The organism is Bacillus sp. PK3-067 (genome assembly GCF_056738645.1).
Window position 1 is genome coordinate 5,138,850 of the sequence record NZ_CP096490.1, and the last position, 20,293, is coordinate 5,159,142.

The following is a 20,293-nucleotide window of genomic DNA, read 5'->3' on the forward strand; positions in this document are numbered from 1 at the left end:
AAAATTAAAAGTTTATTTCTTTTGTTGTTTATGGAATCATCCACGTTAAATAATAAGCCTGAACATAAGTCATAATACCAACAATAATTACGAAGAACAAACTATGCTTCACTGTAAAACGGAACAAATCCGATTCTTTTCCAGCAAGACCAACCGCTGCACAAGCGATCGCAATCGACTGCGGGGAAATCATTTTACCTGTTACACCGCCTGTTGTATTTGCTGCAACGAGAAGCACTTCAGATACGCCGACTTGCTGCGCTGTAATGGCTTGTAAATTTGAGAACAGTGCATTCGCAGACGTATCAGACCCTGTTAGGAATACGCCAATCCAGCCTAAGAATGGTGAGAAGAACGGGAATAGTCCGCCAGTTCCAGCTAATGCTAACGCTAACGTGGAAGATAGACCAGAATAGTTTGCGATAAATGCAAACCCTAGTACGAATCCGATAGATAGAATTGGCATTTTTAATTCGCTTAACGTTTCTTTAAATGTCACTACTGCATCTTTTACATTCATTTTCAAAATAAACATGGAAATGATACAAGCAATTAAAATCGCTGTTCCGGTTGCCGATAATACATCAAACTTCAGAATTGCCTCGTAAGGCGTTGGTTTATTTACAATTGGCTCTGCTTTCATTACTAGATTATGCAGACCTGGAATTTCAAACTTAAATACAAGACTTTCTAAAGCCCCTCCTGGAGTGAATAATGCCTTAAAGAAACTTTGGCTCCAAATGACTACCATAACCGTTAATACGATAAATGGGGACCATGCCTTCACTACTTTTCCAAACGTTAATTTCGGCATCGATGCCGCTGTCGTTGTTGCTGCTACTTCACTATTTGCTTGCCCAGATTGATAAATTTCTTTCGGCTGCCAAACTTTTAAGAACAGCGCTAAACTAATTAAACTTACAAGTGCCGATGTAATATCCGGAAGTTCTGGTCCTAAAAATGTCGCTGTAATGAACTGCGTAATCGCAAATGAACTACCCGCTACAAATAACGCAGGCCACGTTTGTCGTATCCCCTTAAATCCATCCATTAAAAATACGATAAAGAATGGCACAAATAATGATAGGAACGGTAATTGATGCCCAGCCATTTGTCCAATTTTATGTGGATCAATACCTGTTACTTGTCCAGCAACTGTAATCGGAATTCCCATCGCTCCGAACGCCACTGGTGCAGTATTTGCAATCAAACAAAGACCTGCTGCGTATAAAGGATTTAACCCAAGCCCCGCAAGAAGTGCTGCTGTAATCGCTACTGGTGCCCCAAATCCTGCCGCTCCTTCTAAAAATGCTCCAAATGAAAATCCAATTAAAATAACGAGTAGACGATGATCGTTCGTAATCGATAATACCGATGCACGAATCACATCGAATTGACCTGTTTTCACAGAAATTTTATATAAAAATACCGACATAATGATAATCCAAGCAATTGGCCATAATCCGTATAAGAAACCATATCCGGTCGCTGCCATTGCCATCGTGAACGGCATTTTATAAGCGAATAACGCTACTAAAACTGTAAGTACAACCGTAATAAATCCTGCCACATACCCTTTCATGCGGAAAACTGCTAAAGCTAAGAAAAAAAAGATAATCGGAATAAGTGCTACCGCTGCCGAAATCCAAATGTTTCCGAACGGATCATAAACTTGTGTCCATGTGTTCATTGTTCTCTCCCCCTAAAGAATCCCCTTTTAAATAGAATAACCTCATCAATAGACTATCAGGTCATCATACCTTTAAGTCTAAAATAAAAAAACGTTTAAGAAAACGTTTTCAACAACTTTCATTTATACTGTACCATAACAATTTCCATTAAAAAAGATTTTTTTGAAAATTTTATCATTTAACGAAAAAATCTTACAAAATCGTCATGTTCCTGTAATGTTCATCGATAGAAAGCTTGCAAAATTTATTGCATAATAATAGTATAACAACAGAAATTATTTATGAGGTGATATATATGAACGGAAATAAAATATTAGCTGCGTTATCATACTTTAGTGTACTATTTGCCCCTATCTTATTCCCTATTATCGTTTGGATTGTAGGAGACGCTGAAACAAAACCACATGCAAAACGTGCTCTATGGACACACATCATTCCAAGTATCGCTACATTCATTGGCGTAACTATTTTAGGAATTATGGGTCTTGGATCTGATCAACCAGATGTAACACTTGGAATTGGATCAATGATTGTCTTAGCTATTTGCGGAATCATCAGCTTATACTACTTCATCTGGAACATTGTAAAAGGAATTAAAGTGCTGAAAGCTTAATTTTAAACAAATGTTTGTTTAAAAAGGGCCCCTTGCAAATTGCAAGGGGCCCTTTTCCTAATTCGTTCACTTTATCTTCTGCGTTTCTTCTTTTTTCTCATCATTTTCTTTCGGCGTGTATTCACTTTATCCGCTATAATGTGGAGCGTACTTGCCACAACAATTCCCATTAAGAATGTTACAATTTCAACCTCATGTTTCTGCGCAATTTCTATTAAATTACCATCCAATGCGATTACATTTAATAGTAATAAAAATGGAGAAAAGACAATTAACATGTACGCAATACGAATCACATCACCAAGTATAATCGTATGCGTAAAGAAAGATCGATGCGGCATTACTTTTTTATAAGGATACCAAAATATACGTAAGAAACCCCATTTGTTATAAGCATTACTGTACGTATCTAAATCTGGTGTTAAAAATGAAGTACCTACTAAAAAACCAATTGCAAAAGTTAATAAAAAATCAAAATTTGTTAATCCATACGAAAAGAGCAAAAACAAAACAACCGGAAGGGATATTAAGTTTATTTTCGTATGCGTTCTTCCTGATGGCATAATGCACTTCCTCGCTTACGTTCGTCCTGTCACCTCATGACAGATTTCACCTATTGACCTAATTTCTGATCGATAAATGTTGTGTCTATATCCGAACCAAACCATTCTGCCAACTTCACTCGTGCCTTATCTTTCACATCTTCATTGACGTATAACGACACCTGTATTAGTGCGGCCGTTAACGCCCCTAAATCATCCGTATAGCCAATTCCAGCAATGAAATCTGGAATCGCATCAATCGGTGCAATAAAATAAGCAAGTGCTCCAATTACAATAATTTTCACTCGTTTTGGAACATCGGGTCTTTGCAAAACGTAAAACAGTAATAAACTTGCATAAATGACCGACTGCCCAGCTTGCTTTGCAACATGTTTTACTTTCTTCCAAAACGCTTCAACTGAAAATTTTTGTTTCATGTAAAAAGCCTCCCTATTTTTAAAAAGAAATAAGCTACAATATGTTATCAGTAAAAGTTCATGGAAATTACACAAAACCTATCAATGAACTTTTATTGTAACAAACAAACTAAAAAAGAACAAGTGTTCGTTAATTTTTACACGATTTCCTTCATATAATAGATTTCTAGATAACCCTTACCCATCTTCGTTTCTTATTTCTCAACAAAGAAAATTTTCACTTCTACTTAACATTCTGCTCTACCTTTGTTATATTTTCTAGTTGACGGACATATAAACGAATGTTAAAGTTTTCTCTGGTAGTGACAAATCTTATACAAAAAATGTAAAATGTTATAGTGTTTCTCAGAAATGAATTTTGTTGTATAATACAGAAATGACGTTATGCTTATGAGCAACAAAAGAAACCAAAAGGGTATGCATAGTTATAGTCGTATATGGGTGAATATAGAACCTTTAATTATGGCCAAGAAAACTATGTATTTTTTATTTTAGCATTTTTCGCTCCAAAATCGACCAAGCCTGATAGAGAAAGGGTGGAAATGAATGAAAGAAACCTTGAAATCACAATTTCAAAATGTGCGTTTCACTTTATTCGTAGCTTTAGCCTTATGGCTGAAAACTTACCTTATTACACGCACAAGCTTTGATTTAAAACTTGAATCTTTCATGCAAGAATTCATTTTATTCCTTAGCCCATTAGCAGCATCATTACTGCTTGTTGGTCTTGCATTATTTGCAAAAGGGAAAAAACGTAACTATATAGCACTTGGAATTAATTTTGTCTTAACAATCGTTCTTGTTGGTAACGTAATGTTCTACGGATTCTACAATGACTTCGTTACATTACCGGTGCTAGGACAAACATCTAACTTCGGAAGTTTAGGTTCTAGTGTGAAAGAATTATTTAACTACAAAATTATCCTTGCATTTGCAGACATTATCGTTTTCTTCGTTCTATTAAAGAAAATGAAGAACTTTGCACCTACAGAGCGTGTAGCACGCCCGATGCGTTCTCTATACTTCGTATCAACAGTTGCTATTTTCTTCGCAAACTTAGGACTTGCAGAAGCTGAACGCCCAGAACTATTAACACGTTCATTCGACCGCGTTATGCTTGTTAAAAACTTAGGATTATATGTACACCAAGTATACGATCTTGGCTTACAAGCAAAATCAAGTTCACAAAAAGCGTTCGCTGACGGTAGTAAATTACAAGAAACAGAAAACTACGTAAAAACAACACAAAGTAAACCAGATCCAAATATGTTCGGTACTGCAAAAGGGAAAAACGTAATTGTTGTCTCTCTTGAGTCATTACAAACATTCTTAATTGGTGCAACAGTTAACGGACAAGAAGTTACACCATTCTTAAACCAATTTACGAAAGAAAGTTATTACTTTGATAACTTCTTCCATCAAACTGGTCAAGGTAAAACATCTGATGCTGAATTCCTAGTAGATACTTCGTTATATCCACTAGACCGCGGTGCTGTATTCTTCACACACGGTAACAATGAATATACAGCAACTCCAGAAATTTTACGTCAGCAAGGGTATCACACGTCGGTATTCCACGCAAACAACGCAACATTCTGGAACCGTAACATTATGTATCCAGCACTTGGTTATGATCGTTACTACAACGAACTTGACTACAAGATTACACCAGAAACAAAATTAAACTGGGGATTAAAAGATATCGAGTACTTCGATCAATCTATTGATATGTTAAAACAAGTGAAGCAACCATTCTATACTCGCTTCCTTACTTTAACGAATCATTACCCATTCACTTACGATGACAGTACAAAATTAATCGACGAATACAATTCTGGTGATGGAGTATTTGACCGTTACATGGTAACTGCTCGTTACTTAGACGAAGCAATGAAACACTTTATTGAGCGTCTAAAAGCAGAAGGTATTTACGACAACTCAGTAATCGTATTCTACGGTGACCACTACGGTATTTCTGAAAACCATAACCGTGCAATGGCACAGTTCTTAGGAAAAGAAGAAATCACTGCATTTGACCATATGAACTTACAAAAAACACCGATGTTTATTCACGTTCCAGGTCAAAAAGAAGGTAAAACAATTTCGAAACCAACTGGTGAAATTGACATTAAACCAACTATTCTAAACTTACTTGGTGTAGATTCTACAAATGACGTTCGATTCGGTCATGATGTATTCTCACCTGATAATAAAGGATTCGTTGTTCTTCGTGACGGTAGCTTCGTTACAGATAAATACATGTACACAAATAGTACATTCTATGACCGTGCTACTGGCGAAGTTGTACAATTACCGAAAGAAGAATCTCAACCACTAATTGATCGCGCCCAAAATGAATTGAACATGTCTGATAAAATCATTGAAGGTGACTTACTTCGCTTCTCTGAAAGTAATAAGATCAAAACTGGTGAAGTAAAAACAGTTATTAAAGAATAAAAGAAGAGTGCTGAGTAATCTCAGCCTCTTTTTTTATTTTCTTCCATACAACTACTTATATTCATTAACTTTAAAATTACATAACCTTTACCAAATATTCACATAGTGTTAATGAAGAATCTCTATAATAAAATATGTAAACGAGGTTCTACATATTTCTTATCTCTCATCTTTCGTAAGATCCCTTAAAGAAGTGTGTAAATCTTTTGTTTCTACTTTCTTATAATTGTCTTTCAACATGTTTTGTTTCCATACACAAAACATTCAACGAGACAATGTCCCTATGAAAGATAGCTACCCTCCTTGTGCAGCATTCCATAAGAATGTTGCTTTTTTTTATTTAAAAGCAGGATTCTCATTCTTATTTTCGAATTTGTATATACAAAATGCTGTAAAGTGAAACTTTAATCAGCCCTCACCAATCGGGCAGCTACGGGCAGTTATTCGCCCAATTCACTTCTTTGCTCCACCCGAATTTTTAAGTAGGAGTTTTACTGCCCGTTAATGCGGGGTAAACCATCCTTACTTCTCTATGATTTACAAATACATATACGGTCATATGTAGAGAATTGCTTACATAAAAATTACTATAGTGATTTTTATCTCGCATGAATGAAAGTTTCACATTACTTACGTACTTACGAAAGGATGGGACGGAAATTGGCATACGAAAAATTTGTACTTTGGAATGATGAAGTTATTGATACAACAAAACAACAAACGTACATAGAACTTGAAGAGAGAGGTTCGCAGTTCGGAGATGGTGTCTACGAGGTTATTCGCCTATATAAAGGGAACTTTCACTTATTAGATCCGCACATAACGAGATTATATCGATCCATGGAAGAAGTAGAATTATCGCTCCCTTTCTCAAAAGCTGAGCTCATCACTTTACTTTACAAATTAATTGAACGAAACCATTTCCACGAAGATGGCACAATTTATTTGCAAGTATCTCGTGGTGTACAAGCTCGCACACATGTATTTTCATATGACACCCCTCCGACAATTTATGCCTATATTACAAAAAAAGAAAGACCAGCCTTATGGATTGAATATGGTATACGCGCTATATCAGAACCCGATACTCGATGGCTACGCTGTGACATTAAATCATTAAATTTATTACCAAACGTACTAGCTGCTACGAAAGCTGAACGAAAAGGCTGTAAAGAGGCACTTCTCGTAAGGAATGGTATTGTAACGGAAGGAAGCCATTCCAACTTCTTTTTAATTAAAAACGGAACTCTTTACACACATCCAGCCAATCACCTTATTTTAAATGGCATTATTCGTCAATATGTCCTTTCTTTAGCGAATACTCTTCACATTCCTGTACAGGAAGAACTTTTCAGCGTTCGTGACGTTTATCAAGCAGATGAATGCTTTTTTACAGGCACAACAATTGAAATTTTACCAATGACCCACCTTGATGGAACCGCGATTCAAGATGGGCAAGTTGGACCTATCACCAAAAAACTGCAAAAATCTTTTAATAAAATCTTGTTACAATCCAATATGTCATCTTCTTAAACACGAATAATTTCTGTCCTTTTATATTCAATATATGCATTTAAATGGAAATCAAGGTGTAAATTTATACCTTGATTTTTTCTTGTAATCTTTTTGTCATATTCAGATTCCCACATAAGCCTTGACAGTAATCGACATGCTCTTTAGAATTTTTAACAGTTGGTAAATATTTCTTCACTACATTACAGACAGAAAGGAATCGACAAATTATGAAAAAGTATCTTGCCGGTCTTGCGGCAGTGTCTGTAGCAGGAGGAGCAGCACCTACACTTGATAGTGTTCAAGCTGCACCTGAACAAAATACACAAAAAGCTGCTACAACTGTCCAAGCTTCTGCGTCAAACAACTCATCTTATACGGTAAACGCGAGCGTCTTACATGTTCGTGCGGGATCAAGCACTTCTCACGACATCATCTCACGCGTTTATAACGGTCAATCACTAAACGTGATTGGCGAAGAAAATGGTTGGTTCAAAATTAACATTAACGGAAAAACAGGCTTTGTTAGTGGCGAGTTTGTATCAAAAAGTGGAGCAGCAAACAACAATGTAAGCACAGGTGGAAACAATAAAGTTACCGCTGATGTATTACGTGTACGTACAGCTCCTAACACTTCTAGTTCTGTTTCTGGACGTGTATATGCAGGACAAACATTAAACGTAATTGGACAAGAAAATGGTTGGGTGAAAATTAACCATAATGGACAAGTAGGTTATGTAAGTGGCGAATTCGTATCTGGCGTTTCTTCTACTGGGGGTTCTTCAAACAACAATACGAATAATAACAACCAAGAAGTAAAACCAGCAAGCGGAAACTATACAGTAAATGTATCTTCCCTTCGTGTTCGTACAGGTCCTAGCACTTCTCACACAACTGTAGGTTCTGTCAAAAAAGGACAAGTAGTACAAGTTGTTGGCGAAGTTCAAGATTGGTTCAAAATCAATTACGCAGGACAAACTGCTTATATAAGCAAAGACTACGTAACAAAAGGCGGTTCTAACGAAAACGTTACAGAAGGCAACAAACAAGAGCAAAACAATAATGGAACTATTCAAACTGGTGGTTCTTACGTAGTTAACGCTACATCTTTACGTGTTCGTACAGGCCCTGCCGCTTACCATAGTGTAATTGGTGGCGTTTTAAACGGTACAACATTAAACGTAGTTGGATCTGAAAACGGTTGGTTTAAAGTAAATTACCAAGGAAAAACAGGCTTTGTTAGCAGCGAATTTGTAAAATTCGTTAAAGGTGGCACTACTACTCCTGAGCAACCAAAACAACCTGAAAAACCTAACCAAGGTGCAATTGGTGACTACTACATTAATGCTTCTGCACTAAATGTACGTAGCGGCGAAGGTACAAATTATAGAATCATAGGCGCACTTCCACAAGGTCAGAAGGTTCAAGTAATCTCTGAAAACTCTGGATGGAGCAAAATTAACTACAACGGTCAAACTGGTTATATCGGAACACGTTACCTATCTAAAACACCAGTTGGAGGCGCAGTAGATAATAAGCCTAACAATAACCAAAATAACAATCAAAACAATAACAACAATAATAATACAGGTAATAATAGCGGCGACAGTTCTTCCGTACTTGCATACGCAAAATCAATGCAAGGTGTACCATACGTTTGGGGTGGAACTTCTGCTAACGGTGTTGACTGCAGTGGTTACATCTACCACGTATTTAAGAAATTTGGTCATAACATTAGCCGCCAAAGTGTTGCAGGATATTGGAGTAGCCTACCAAAAACTTCAAGTCCACAACCTGGTGACTTAATTTATTTCCAAAACACTTATAAATCTGGCCCTTCTCACATGGGTATTTACCTTGGGGGCGGATCATTTATCCAAGCTGGAGATAAAGGTGTAGCAATCGCTTCATTAAGTAACTCTTATTGGAAGAGCCACTTCTTAGGATACACGAAAGCACCTTAATTAATAGTTTCAAAGCCTTCTAGTTTACTAGAAGGCTTTTTGCTATGAGTTCAACATATTACTCCCTTTCCCCTAGCTTCCCTCTACAAAAATAATGTATCTATTCTTCCATTTCATACACTTTATTCTGCAAAAACAATCCATAACGTTATCATAATGTATATATTCCCATAAAAAACATAACCTATTTCATGTCTATTTATTTCATATGTGTTTTTTTGAAGAATTTTCTTTTTATTTAAACTTTTCATTAGACGTTTGACCTCCGATGTCCATTATGATAAGTTACTTAAGATGTTATATTCGTAAACGTATAGACAACTGGTTTATACACTGTTTTTACTATGAGGAAGGAGCATACACTGCATGAATCTTTTATGGGGAATTGGCGGCGTGATTGGAGTATTAGCAATTGCATTCTTACTATCTTCCAACCGCAAAGCTATTAATTGGCGCACAATTTTAATCGCGCTAGCATTACAAATGTCATTTTCATTTATCGTATTACGATGGGATGCTGGTAAAGCAGGTTTAAAACACGCTGCTGACGGTGTTCAAGGATTAATTAATTTTTCTTACGAGGGAATTAAGTTCGTTGCTGGGGATTTAGTCAACGCAAAAGGACCTTGGGGATTTGTATTCTTTATTCAAGCACTACTTCCAATCGTATTTATTAGTTCATTAGTAGCAATCTTATATCATTTTGGTATTATGCAGAAATTTGTTAGCGTCGTTGGTGGCGCATTAAGTAAACTTCTTGGAACTTCTAAAGCAGAAAGCTTAAACTCAGTAACGACTGTATTTTTAGGACAAACTGAAGCTCCAATTTTAATTAAACCTTACTTAGCACGTTTAACAAATAGTGAATTCTTCGCTATTATGGTAAGCGGTATGACAGCTGTTGCTGGATCTGTTCTCGTCGGTTATGCAGCAATGGGTATTCCGTTAGAGCACTTATTAGCGGCTGCAATAATGGCAGCTCCATCAAGCTTATTAATTGCGAAACTGATTATGCCTGAGACAGAAAAAGTAGATAATAACGTTGAACTTTCTACAGAACGTGAAGACGCAAACGTTATCGACGCAGCTGCACGCGGTGCATCTGAAGGTATGCAACTTGTTATTAACGTAGCAGCAATGTTAATGGCTTTCATCGCATTAATCGCTTTATTAAATGGATTATTAGGATGGGTTGGTTCTTGGTTCGATATTAAACTTAGCCTTGATTTAATCTTCGGTTACTTATTATCACCATTTGCAATCTTAATTGGGGTTTCTCCTGGTGAAGCTGTACAAGCAGCAAGCTTTATTGGTCAAAAACTTGCAATCAACGAATTCGTTGCATACGCAAACTTAGGACCACACATAGCAGAGTTCTCTGACAAAACAAATCTAATTTTAACATTCGCAATCTGTGGATTCGCAAACTTCTCTTCTATCGCAATTCAATTAGGTGTAACAGGAACGCTAGCTCCTACTCGCCGTAAACAAATTGCACAATTAGGGATTAAAGCAGTTATCGCTGGTACATTAGCGAACTTCTTAAATGCAGCAGTTGCAGGTATGATGTTCCTATAAACTTATATAGAGTCTTCTCTTTCTACAAGAGGAGACTTTTTTCATGCAATCCAAATGTCTTTTGTGCATCTATTAATCACTTTATGCCAAATATAAGAACATTATGATACAATAATGTTTAAGTCTTTTTATTTTTCTAATGAAAATAGAGATACTACTTGTTGTTGCCCTTCAAAAGAATGTAACGACATGGTCAATTTCTTAATAATTGCGCATACTACAAGTATCTATTGATGAAATAGCTTTAAGGAGGAAAGTTTTGTGAAAGATAAGTTCTATAAAATCCTCTCTATGTGGATTTTACAAATTGTATTTTATTTTACTACTGTACATGTGACGAAATATGAGCATGCTCTTATTTTTACAATAATATACGTAATCGTAAATGTACTATTCTTATTTTTAGCTGACAAAACAGCATTTGTTTTCTTCATACTAGGAACCATTATTTCCGTATTTTATTTGTTCTATCAAGCATGGCTTCATTTATGGAGTACATCAGATCAATGGCAATATATGATTATCCACTTCCTGATGGCAGCTAACTTCTTCATTGTATATATAACAACTCACCTATTGAAAAAAGTGATTCATGAAAATAAAACTTTAACTGAGCGTGTGAGAACGTTAGAACAATATATTGGAGAATCAAAATTACTAACAAGACAAGAATTCGAGAGACGCCAAGCATTATTAACAACTGCAATGAATCGTCGTAATGAAACAGGCGTTATCATTTACTTTGATTTCACTCCCTTTAGTAAATATACGAAGGAAAGTGTTATGGACCGTGTAGCTTCCTTATTAGTTGAAACGGTAAGGAATGATTTTGACCTTGCTGCTGAATATGATAATAATACGCTAGTTATTTTATTACAAAACACAAATGAAGCTGGTGCTGACATTGTAATGAATCGCCTAAAGCCAAAAATGGAGCAATGGCTTGCTGCTGAAGCAATCCGAGATATAAAAATTTCACGCGAGCAAATTGGAAACAAAGGACAGACACTGTTATGATGACTCTCGTTATACTTCTTTTATTCCTTCTGTTTTGCGTACTCGTTTTTTGGATTAGTATCACATTTTCAATTAAATATGTACTTATTTTTACGGCCTTTCTATTCTCTGGCTTACTCGTTTACTACTCTTTCTTAACAATCGCGGGCTTAATTCACCGAAATAGTAAACGAAAAGATCGTACATTAGACCATTATCCAAGCGTCGATATTTTCATACCTGCCCATAATGAAGGCGTCGTTATTAAAGATACTTTAGAGGCGATGGCGCAGATTGAATATCCAGGAAAACTAACTATTTATTTATTAAATGATAACTCTCAAGATGAAACACCTGAAATTGGCGATGATTTCGACAAAGCTTATGCTCATATTCGCCATATTCGTGTTCCACCCGGTGAACCGAAGGGTAAATCACGTGTACTAAACTACGGCCTTAGTATTTCAGATGGTGAATACTTCTGTGTGTACGATGCAGATAACCAGCCTGAACCACACGCACTGCGAATGCTTGTAGAACACGCTGAAACAACTGAAGATGCTGTTGGAGCTGTTGGACATGTTCGTACAGTAAATGAAAAGCGCAACTGGCTGACGCGAATGATTTCACTGGAATTTCAAATCTTCCAGCTCCTTATGCAATCTGGACGCTGGTTACTATTCCAAACAGGCTCACTGACAGGAACAAATATGCTTCTTCGTCGCTCCGCACTAGAAGAGCTTGGTGGCTATGACCCTTATGCAATTGCAGAAGATGCTGAATTAACATTAAGAATTACACAAAAAGGTTATCTCTTACCAATCGTCCCAGAATCAGTTACTTGGGAACAAGAACCAGAGCATTTAAAAATTCTTATTAAACAACGTACACGTTGGCTCCAAGGGAATTTATACATTTTAGAAAAAATGTTCTCATCATTAAGTTTCTTTAAAGGAAAACTTCTCGTCCATTCCTTACAACAAGTTCTAGTGTATGTTGTATTTTGGCTATTCCTAATCATTTCGAACGTTTGGTTTGTAATTGGGCTACTCGGGATATTCCAAATTCAATATAGCATTCCGCTACTATTTATGTGGTATGTCGCATATATTACATATGTTTCTCAATTATTTAGTGCCCAGAGTGTCGAACGAACCTTTACACCGACTAATATTTTTATTAGCGTTATTATGTACTTTACGTACGCACAGCTCTTTACGTACTTATTTATTCGTAGCTTAATCTTATACTTACGTGCAAAGAGCAAGAAACAAGTCATTGGCTGGGATAAGACAGTTCGATTCAAAAAAGATAAATAATAACAATAAGCACAGAGCGCCGTATGCTCTGTGCTTATTTATTGCCGTATAAATTATATATCAGACAATACCCCTTAGCTGAAAGTAATTTCACGTCCATCCCCCAACGAACGATCGACCTTCATTTATATACGAAAAAGTGATTGCTATTTTTGTAGAACCAATTGCTTCTCTTGCTGTTCTTTGCGCGTTTCAGTCTTAGGTTCCGTGCTTTCTTGGACACTACGATGTGCCACACGTTTCAAACAAATATGCTTCCACTTTCTTTCGTAACGTTTCATTATTCTAGATGTCCCCCTTGAATGCGCTTTAAAACTATTTGAAATCGCTTACAGGAAATAATATAGCACATATATATAAACGTGACAACACATTTCCGACATATTTTTGACAAAAATACGAATAGAATTCGTAAGATATCGAATATTGTCGAAATCTATCGTTTTTTCTTCGTATAAAAGGCATACTACTTATATGGTAAAGTATTTTATTTCCCCTACCCGCATTTCAAATTCCTTCTATATAAAGTGAAACTTTCATTAGCCATCACCAATTGTACTTTTACAGGCAAATAGAGAAATAAAAAAGAGCTGATATGAAATCAGCTCTTTTCCTTCTATTATTAATGACGCTTCATACGCCCTTCTTTTTGTAACTCTTTAAATAATGCTGCCATCATAAAGAAAATAACGAAGACGAACGGGAATGCCGCAATGATAGCTGCCGTTTGTAAGGCTTCTAATCCGCCAATATATAATAGCGTAGAAGCTATCGCGGCTAGAACGATACCCCAAATCATTTTAATACGATTTGGTGGGTTTAAACTACCATGTGTCGTTAACATTCCTAAAACAAATGTTGCAGAGTCTGCCGATGTAATAAAGAATGTTGCAATAAGTAAAATACCTAAAACTGATAAAGCTGATCCAAAGCTGCCCATCTGATCGAACATAGCGAATAATCCTACTTCTGTTCCCATTTCTTTCACTTTGTCGAAGATATGTGCATCACCAAACAGCTCCATATGAATACCAGTACCGCCGAACACAGAGAACCAAAGTGCACCAATTACGGTCGGCACAAGTAACACACCGATAACAAACTCACGAATCGTACGACCTCGTGAAACACGAGCAATAAACGTACCTACGAACGGTGACCACGCAATCCACCATGCCCAATAGAAAATTGTCCATGACTGAATCCATTGATTCCCACCTTCGTCTAATGGACTTAAACGGAAACTCATACTTGGCAATTCCTGAATATAAGAACCGATTGTTGAAGTGAAGTAATTCATAATAAAGTTTGTTGGACCTGCAAATAATACAATGATCATAAGTGCAAATGCAAAAATAATATTCGTATTACTTAAATATTTAATTCCTTTATCAAGACCTGTTTGCGCAGATAACATAAATAATACTGTTACGATTGCAATAATAACTAACTGAGTCGTTAATGAGTTCGGGATAGATGTTAAATAACTAACACCACCTGCAATTTGTTTCGCACCAAGACCTAATGACGTTGCAACACCAAACACAGTTGCGAAAACAGCTAACACATCAAATGAATGAGCAATACGCCCGTGTTCCCCGCCCTTAAATAACGGACCTACTGTCGCACTAATCGTACTTGCTTTTCCTTTTCTAAAGGTAAAGTAAGCAATACATAACGCTACAAACGCATATAGTCCCCAAGGATGTAATCCCCAATGGAAAAATGAAAAACGCAGTGCAAGGCGCGCACTTTCCTCAGTTGCACTATCTCCAAACGGAGGTGCGTATAAATGGTTTAATGGTTCGGCAACGCCCCAGAAAACTAAGCCAATACCCATACCAGCACTAAATAACATAGCAAACCATGTCATATAACTATAATCAGGTTCATCATCATCTTTACCTAAACGAATAGAACCGTATTTCGAAACAATTAAAAAGATAGACACACCTAAAATAATAGAAACGGAAATAATATAAAACCACCCGAACTTACTAACTAATGCAGTTTGAATTGCGGTTGTTACATTTCCTAAGCTACCTTTTCCAATAATAGATTCGGGAATAATCCCCCAAATTGTAAATGCAATACATAATGTTAATGAAACGATGAATGTTTTTGTCAGTTTCCTCATCAAATCCCCCTTCGTAGGTTTCGTTTTTGTAAATAACATAAATTCCGATATGTAAAATCGGATAGAAAACTATAATTTTGCGGTGATTTTCTTACTTTCACCTTCACCAATTCGAATTCTTATGGACAGCCTTACCTTTCGTATAACCTTTTCACTCTGCAAGAGCTACAAGTTAGAAATACTGCTGTCAAATTGTGTGAGAAAAACGCGGATAGGAATGTATTTTCCTAAAAAAGGATGTGTTACATATGTAAAAAAGGGCAAAGTTCTTCCTTGCAACCCTTTCGTTTTGTAACAATTATGCGGTTTTTTTGCTAGTATATAGCACGTGTTTATAGCTTCACAAACAAAATGTTTATGTTTATATAACTATATTACCCATAAAACGGTAAAATACTCAAGGAATGTAATCGTTTAGTAAACATCATGTAACATTGCTGTAATATTTTTATTTACGTCGAAAAAAACATGTTGTATTAAATATTTTGAATATAACTAGAAACCTATGAGTCATATAGAATGAAAAACGCTTTCCTATATTTTTTGTTATATTACAGGATGTTAACGACTTATTACGAATGGTTTGTAATTGTGTGTTTTCCCCAAATCCGAAAAAATCTGTTGCTATAATGAGGACACGAAAACAAACGCAATGGAGGCTATCATGAAAAAATTAATTGGTATAGCAACAGCAGCAGTTTTTGGTCTTGGGATTTTCACATCATCTGCTAATGCAGAAACTGTTGTAACAACAGACGTACTAAACGTACGCGAAAACCCTACTACTGAATCAAAAGTTGTCGGTAAATTACTAAACGGTAATAAAATAGATGTTCAAAATACAGAGAACGGATGGTCAAAAATTACTTTAGACGGTAAAGACGCATTCGTAAGTGCAGAGTTCACAAAAAGCATCTACTACGTAACAGCTAACGTATTAAACGTACGTGCTGAAGCGAACACAAACTCAGAAGTTCTTGGAAAGTTGAAGAAAGACGATGTAATCGAAACAACGAACCAAGTACAAAATGAGTGGTTACAATTTGAATATAACGGGAAAACAGCTTATGTTCATGTTCCTTTCTTAACAGGTACAGCACCTGTAATTGAGAAACAAGAAACAACTGCTCCTGCTAAAGCTGCAGCACCAGCTAAGGCTCAAGCACCTGTAGCACAAGCAAAACCAGCTGCTAAGCCTGCTGTGAAAGCTGCTGAAACTAGCACACCATCTGGTGGTCGTGAGTTAACAGTTGTAGCTACAGCATATACAGCTCACCCGAGCGAAAACGGTGGCACATATGGCGGCCGTGTATTAACTGCAATGGGTCATGATTTAACTGCGAATCCAAACATGAAAATGATCGCTGTTGACCCGAAAGTAATCCCATTAGGATCTAAAGTATGGGTAGAAGGTTACGGAGAAGCTATCGCTGGAGATACTGGTGGTGCAATTAAAGGTAACCGTATCGACATCTTACTTGGATCAGATAGCGCTGCTCAAAAATGGGGACGCAAAACTGTTAAAGTGAAAATTTTAAAATAACCAATGACTGCTAAATTACAAGCCGGTTCTCTTTATTGAGAGCTGGCTTTTATTTATTTATAATACATATAAGGAGGCTACGCCCATGAATGTACAAGCAAAAGTAGACTGGATTGGTACGCCAAAGCCGTACATATATAAAGATGAAGTAACATATAACGCTACTTCTATTGATTTTTCACTCGCTGGCGATGATAACCGCTATAAGTTAATTGTGCTCAAGTCTGAAAACAATACACATTACAAAATTGTGCAATATGGAATAAAACCAGGCTCTCAAAAGCCATTTCCTATCAACATTCCATTTGAACAAAACATGTTACCAATTATAGAGCAAATATTACATGATCCATATGTACAAGCGATACTAAAGGAAACACACTCATAATTGTAAAAAAATATATCAACGATTTTTCAATTATATCTATCATAAATCGCAATATATCAACGATTTTTCGATTATATCTATCATAACTTACGATATATCAACGGTTCGACACGAAATATCGATTTAGCTACAAAAAAGAAGCTGTTCAAATATTGAACAGCTTCTCTCATATTAACGAGTTGGACCAGATACATCTTCTGATTTCAACGTATTATTTGCACCAAGAGAATGATACAACATCTTTCCATTTCCATTCACAGTTACAATATGTTCGTTATTAAAACTTTTGAACTTCACAGATCCATCACCGTAACGAATATGGTACTCTTCATATGTCGTTACTTTATATTTCGTAGCACTTTGACGCTCTACATTACGAACTTCCATCGTTAATAAGTCTTCTGTAATTCCTTTTTTGTGTAAATACTGTATATAATCACGGTCTTCCTTATACGATTTCCCGCTCTTATCATAATTATTTTCAATTAAACTAAAATCATTTAATGAAATTGCACGTACGTTATCATAAATATGATTTCTTACAAATTCGCCCACTGCTGAACTTGATGTTTCTTTCGGGAATTTTAAGTAATATGTGCTTTGGTCTCCAATTTTAACACTTTCAGATTTCATCACACCAAGATCAGTAGTTTTCTCTAAATGTACTTCTACTGTTTCATCTGTGGATACAGGGCCAAGCTTATAACTTCCATAATTTAATTTTCCACGTTTTTTCCCATTCACAAATACAGTTGCATCACTTTCATCAGAAGAAATGCTTACATACTTGCCTTCAAGCGATAAATCCACTTTCACCTTCTCGCTCTGTTCATCCGCTAAATCTACTTCTTTCTCTGTTTCTAATTCAGTAAGTTCTGTCTTCGCCGTTGCCTTTACAACATATGTACCTGGGAAGTATGGCCCCAACTCTTTCGAAGTTTTATCACTAGAAAGCTCTGCTTCTTTTTTGTCATTCACATATATTTCTGCATTTTTTGCAGTTGTACTAACGCTCATATAATAAGATTTCATGCTGAACTTATACTTTGGATATAAGAACCACTCTTTTCCCTCTTCTACTATTTCCCCGTCCTTAAATGAAGATTTATCTTTTATTAACTTTTGATCTACTGTCTCTTTCTGTAAATAAGACAGTAATTGTTTGTTGTAAGAAGGATTCTCTTTTAAATAACGCATGTACGCTTTAAGATCCTCTGTCTTAATCTTTAAGCTTGAATCATTTGCTTTTACAAACTCATCAATTGCATTAATATCTTTCTTTTGGAATGCTTCAATCATTACATTTACTTGCTTTTCTTTTGAAAACTTATATGCTCCAAATTTATATGCCCCAAATAATAATGCAGCAATAATGGCAAAACCAATGATTAAAAATAAATTTTTCTTACTTTTCACTGGTTTTGTCTCGCTTTGTAATTCTGTATATGAAGCAGCAGTGTTATCAACGATTACTTCTACTTTACTCCCACACTCAGGACAAAAGTTCAAATGGTCTGCAACATTCTTTTTACATGTTCCACAAAACTTCAACGTGCTCTCCTCCTATTTTTTAGCTAATTTCATTCCAGCAAATGCCGCTACATATGTCACAATAAAACTAAACAAAATTAAATATGTAAATGAATTTTGCATAGATAGTACTGTTCCGCTTGTTCCAAATAAACTTGTTACAGTTCCTGAAACATTAATTTGGAACTTAGAAATCATATTCATTACAATCATCATAATTGTGTAAGAACCACTGCATACCGCTAATGTAATATATATATTGGCAGCCGGTAATTTAGCTAACTTTCTTCCCGCTCTAAACATAAAGAACAATGGAATAATAAGCAGTAATAAACCGTAATGGAATACGTTATTCACTTTATCAAATTCTGCAAGGCTTCCCTCATTTGCTCCTTTTGAAATCAATATCTCTCTAAGCTCTACGCCATTTACAGAGACGCCTGATATAAATGAAAACGATAGTGTGCTCTCATATGCATTTGATTTCTTACCAATTCTAGTAAATTCCTTACTAAGTGCTGGACTTGATACTTCTAACGGCGCAAAATGAGCCATACTCCATAATTGAGGTGTTAACTCTAATGCTAATAATGTACTTTCAGATTTTAAAGTTGTTATTTCTTTTAATGGTTCAATACCGTCTTCCTTACTTACTAACGCCATAATACAAACCGCTACTGCTGTTACTAAAAGTCCTTTTATCATAGCCGAAACACCGTAATAAACAGACGCTCCATATGGCATTAACTCTTGAAATGCTGCTGCCATATTGTTTTTGCTTGTATGAGCAATAAATCCTAATAAGGTAAATAATGTCCCACATACAAAACCACTCAATAAACTCTTCATCGCTGAATAGCCAACCGTAATCTTACCTGCTTCTGAGAATGGGATTGCAAAAGATTGTGATGCTATAAAACTTATAATGAATAAAAAGACTCCATAAATAATACCAACTGTTGCTGCCATAAAGATTTGATCTTTAATCGTTTTCGCAACATGCTGTTTCCCTAACCAAATTCCTGTACCAGCGAAAATAATAAATGGAATGATTAATAATAATGTAAATGGAGTATGCCAAGATAAAGAAAATATCAATCCACTATCATCGTTAGCTGTAAAACCAAGTAAATGGTAACTTAACATCGTAGAAGTTGCACTCGAATAAAAACTTGGCAACATTTCTAATTCTTTCGCAAATTTGCTAAACATCTCACTTAACATAGAGGCAAATAATAAACTACCAATCCAACCAGCAATTAACATGAGAATACTTGCAACAGCCCCACCAATAAAACCTTTTTGTAAAACGGCTTTATCTGCTTTAAATTCAACTTTAGGAGCACCATCCATTGTAGGTAATTTTACAGTTTGTTCTTTTTTCTTCACAACAGATAAAGAATACCCACACTTTTGACAATATAAATTTTTTTGAGCATTTTCACTGCCACAACCTCTGCAGTATTTTGCAGTATCTTTTTCTAATGTTACTGCATCTATAGCTCCTGCAATCTCCATACTACCTTCATTTGGGCAATAATTTACTTCTTCACCATGTTGTTTTCCACATGTGCGACAATACATTT

Annotated in this window: 15 protein-coding genes; 9 read left to right on the plus strand and 6 right to left on the minus strand. The window is 35.9% G+C overall.

What is annotated here, in order from left to right; all coding sequences use genetic code 11:
- Positions 1-28: 28 nt before the first annotated feature.
- Positions 29-1,690 (minus strand): L-lactate permease, encoded by a 1,662-nt coding sequence (gene lldP / locus M1D73_RS26565; protein WP_001099333.1) that lies wholly within the window; start codon positions 1,688-1,690, stop codon positions 29-31.
- A 296-nt stretch (positions 1,691-1,986) separates the two neighbouring features.
- On the opposite strand from lldP, the gene M1D73_RS26570 reads away from it, so the two are divergent.
- On the plus strand, positions 1,987-2,304 hold the full coding sequence (locus M1D73_RS26570; protein WP_001014099.1) for a magnetosome magnetite crystal formation protein family: 318 nt from the start codon (positions 1,987-1,989) through the stop codon (positions 2,302-2,304).
- A 71-nt stretch (positions 2,305-2,375) separates the two neighbouring features.
- On the opposite strand, the gene M1D73_RS26575 is transcribed toward M1D73_RS26570, so the two are convergent.
- Positions 2,376-2,867, minus strand: a complete 492-nt coding sequence (locus M1D73_RS26575; protein WP_001139061.1) for a metal-binding protein — start codon at positions 2,865-2,867, stop codon at positions 2,376-2,378.
- 50 nt (positions 2,868-2,917) lie between these two features.
- Entirely contained in the window at positions 2,918-3,283 is a 366-nt protein-coding gene (locus tag M1D73_RS26580) for a YkvA family protein (RefSeq protein WP_000810369.1), read from the minus strand.
- A 546-nt stretch (positions 3,284-3,829) separates the two neighbouring features.
- On the opposite strand from M1D73_RS26580, the gene M1D73_RS26585 reads away from it, so the two are divergent.
- The 6 genes from M1D73_RS26585 (at position 3,830) to M1D73_RS26610 (ending at position 13,109) form a co-directional block, all read left to right on the plus strand.
- Positions 3,830-5,740 carry an LTA synthase family protein gene (locus tag M1D73_RS26585; RefSeq protein WP_000665334.1) on the plus strand — a complete coding sequence of 637 codons (1,911 nt, stop codon included), beginning with the start codon at positions 3,830-3,832 and terminating at the stop codon, positions 5,738-5,740.
- A 648-nt stretch (positions 5,741-6,388) separates the two neighbouring features.
- Positions 6,389-7,273, plus strand: coding sequence for a D-amino-acid transaminase (locus M1D73_RS26590; RefSeq protein ID WP_078186980.1), 885 nt, complete (start codon positions 6,389-6,391; stop codon positions 7,271-7,273).
- Between the two features lie 209 nt (positions 7,274-7,482).
- Positions 7,483-9,216, plus strand: a complete 1,734-nt coding sequence (locus M1D73_RS26595) for a C40 family peptidase (protein WP_075676757.1) — start codon at positions 7,483-7,485, stop codon at positions 9,214-9,216.
- Between the two features lie 366 nt (positions 9,217-9,582).
- Positions 9,583-10,794: a NupC/NupG family nucleoside CNT transporter gene (locus M1D73_RS26600; protein ID WP_481157980.1), complete on the plus strand. Its 1,212-nt coding sequence runs from the start codon at positions 9,583-9,585 to the stop codon at positions 10,792-10,794.
- Between the two features lie 261 nt (positions 10,795-11,055).
- Positions 11,056-11,811, plus strand: a complete 756-nt coding sequence (locus M1D73_RS26605; RefSeq protein WP_000653218.1) for a nucleotidyl cyclase domain-containing protein — start codon at positions 11,056-11,058, stop codon at positions 11,809-11,811.
- Positions 11,808-13,109 carry a glycosyltransferase family 2 protein gene (locus M1D73_RS26610; protein ID WP_059304242.1) on the plus strand — a complete coding sequence of 434 codons (1,302 nt, stop codon included), beginning with the start codon at positions 11,808-11,810 and terminating at the stop codon, positions 13,107-13,109. Before M1D73_RS26605 ends, M1D73_RS26610 begins: the two co-directional genes overlap by 4 nt.
- A 622-nt stretch (positions 13,110-13,731) precedes the next feature.
- Here M1D73_RS26610 and opuD read toward each other — a convergent pair.
- Positions 13,732-15,246 carry a glycine betaine transporter OpuD gene (gene opuD / locus M1D73_RS26615; protein ID WP_001229103.1) on the minus strand — a complete coding sequence of 505 codons (1,515 nt, stop codon included), beginning with the start codon at positions 15,244-15,246 and terminating at the stop codon, positions 13,732-13,734.
- Positions 15,247-15,910: 664 nt separating this feature from the next.
- Here opuD and M1D73_RS26620 point away from each other — a divergent pair.
- Together M1D73_RS26620 and M1D73_RS26625 are read left to right on the plus strand one after the other, a co-directional pair.
- Positions 15,911-16,789 (plus strand): cell wall-binding protein EntA, encoded by an 879-nt coding sequence (locus M1D73_RS26620; RefSeq protein WP_000733328.1) that lies wholly within the window; start codon positions 15,911-15,913, stop codon positions 16,787-16,789.
- An 85-nt stretch (positions 16,790-16,874) separates the two neighbouring features.
- Positions 16,875-17,177: a DUF3910 family protein gene (locus tag M1D73_RS26625; protein ID WP_098212596.1), complete on the plus strand. Its 303-nt coding sequence runs from the start codon at positions 16,875-16,877 to the stop codon at positions 17,175-17,177.
- A gap of 171 nt (positions 17,178-17,348) precedes the next feature.
- Here the strand turns inward: M1D73_RS26625 and M1D73_RS26630 are convergent, their stop codons facing one another.
- The gene (locus tag M1D73_RS26630) at positions 17,349-18,728 is read right to left on the minus strand and encodes a zinc ribbon domain-containing protein (RefSeq protein ID WP_121868343.1); all 1,380 of its coding nucleotides are present in this window, start codon (positions 18,726-18,728) and stop codon (positions 17,349-17,351) included.
- A gap of 12 nt (positions 18,729-18,740) precedes the next feature.
- Positions 18,741-20,291 carry a zinc ribbon domain-containing protein gene (locus tag M1D73_RS26635; RefSeq protein WP_121868344.1) on the minus strand — a complete coding sequence of 517 codons (1,551 nt, stop codon included), beginning with the start codon at positions 20,289-20,291 and terminating at the stop codon, positions 18,741-18,743.
- Between the last annotated feature and the right edge of the window lie 2 nt (positions 20,292-20,293).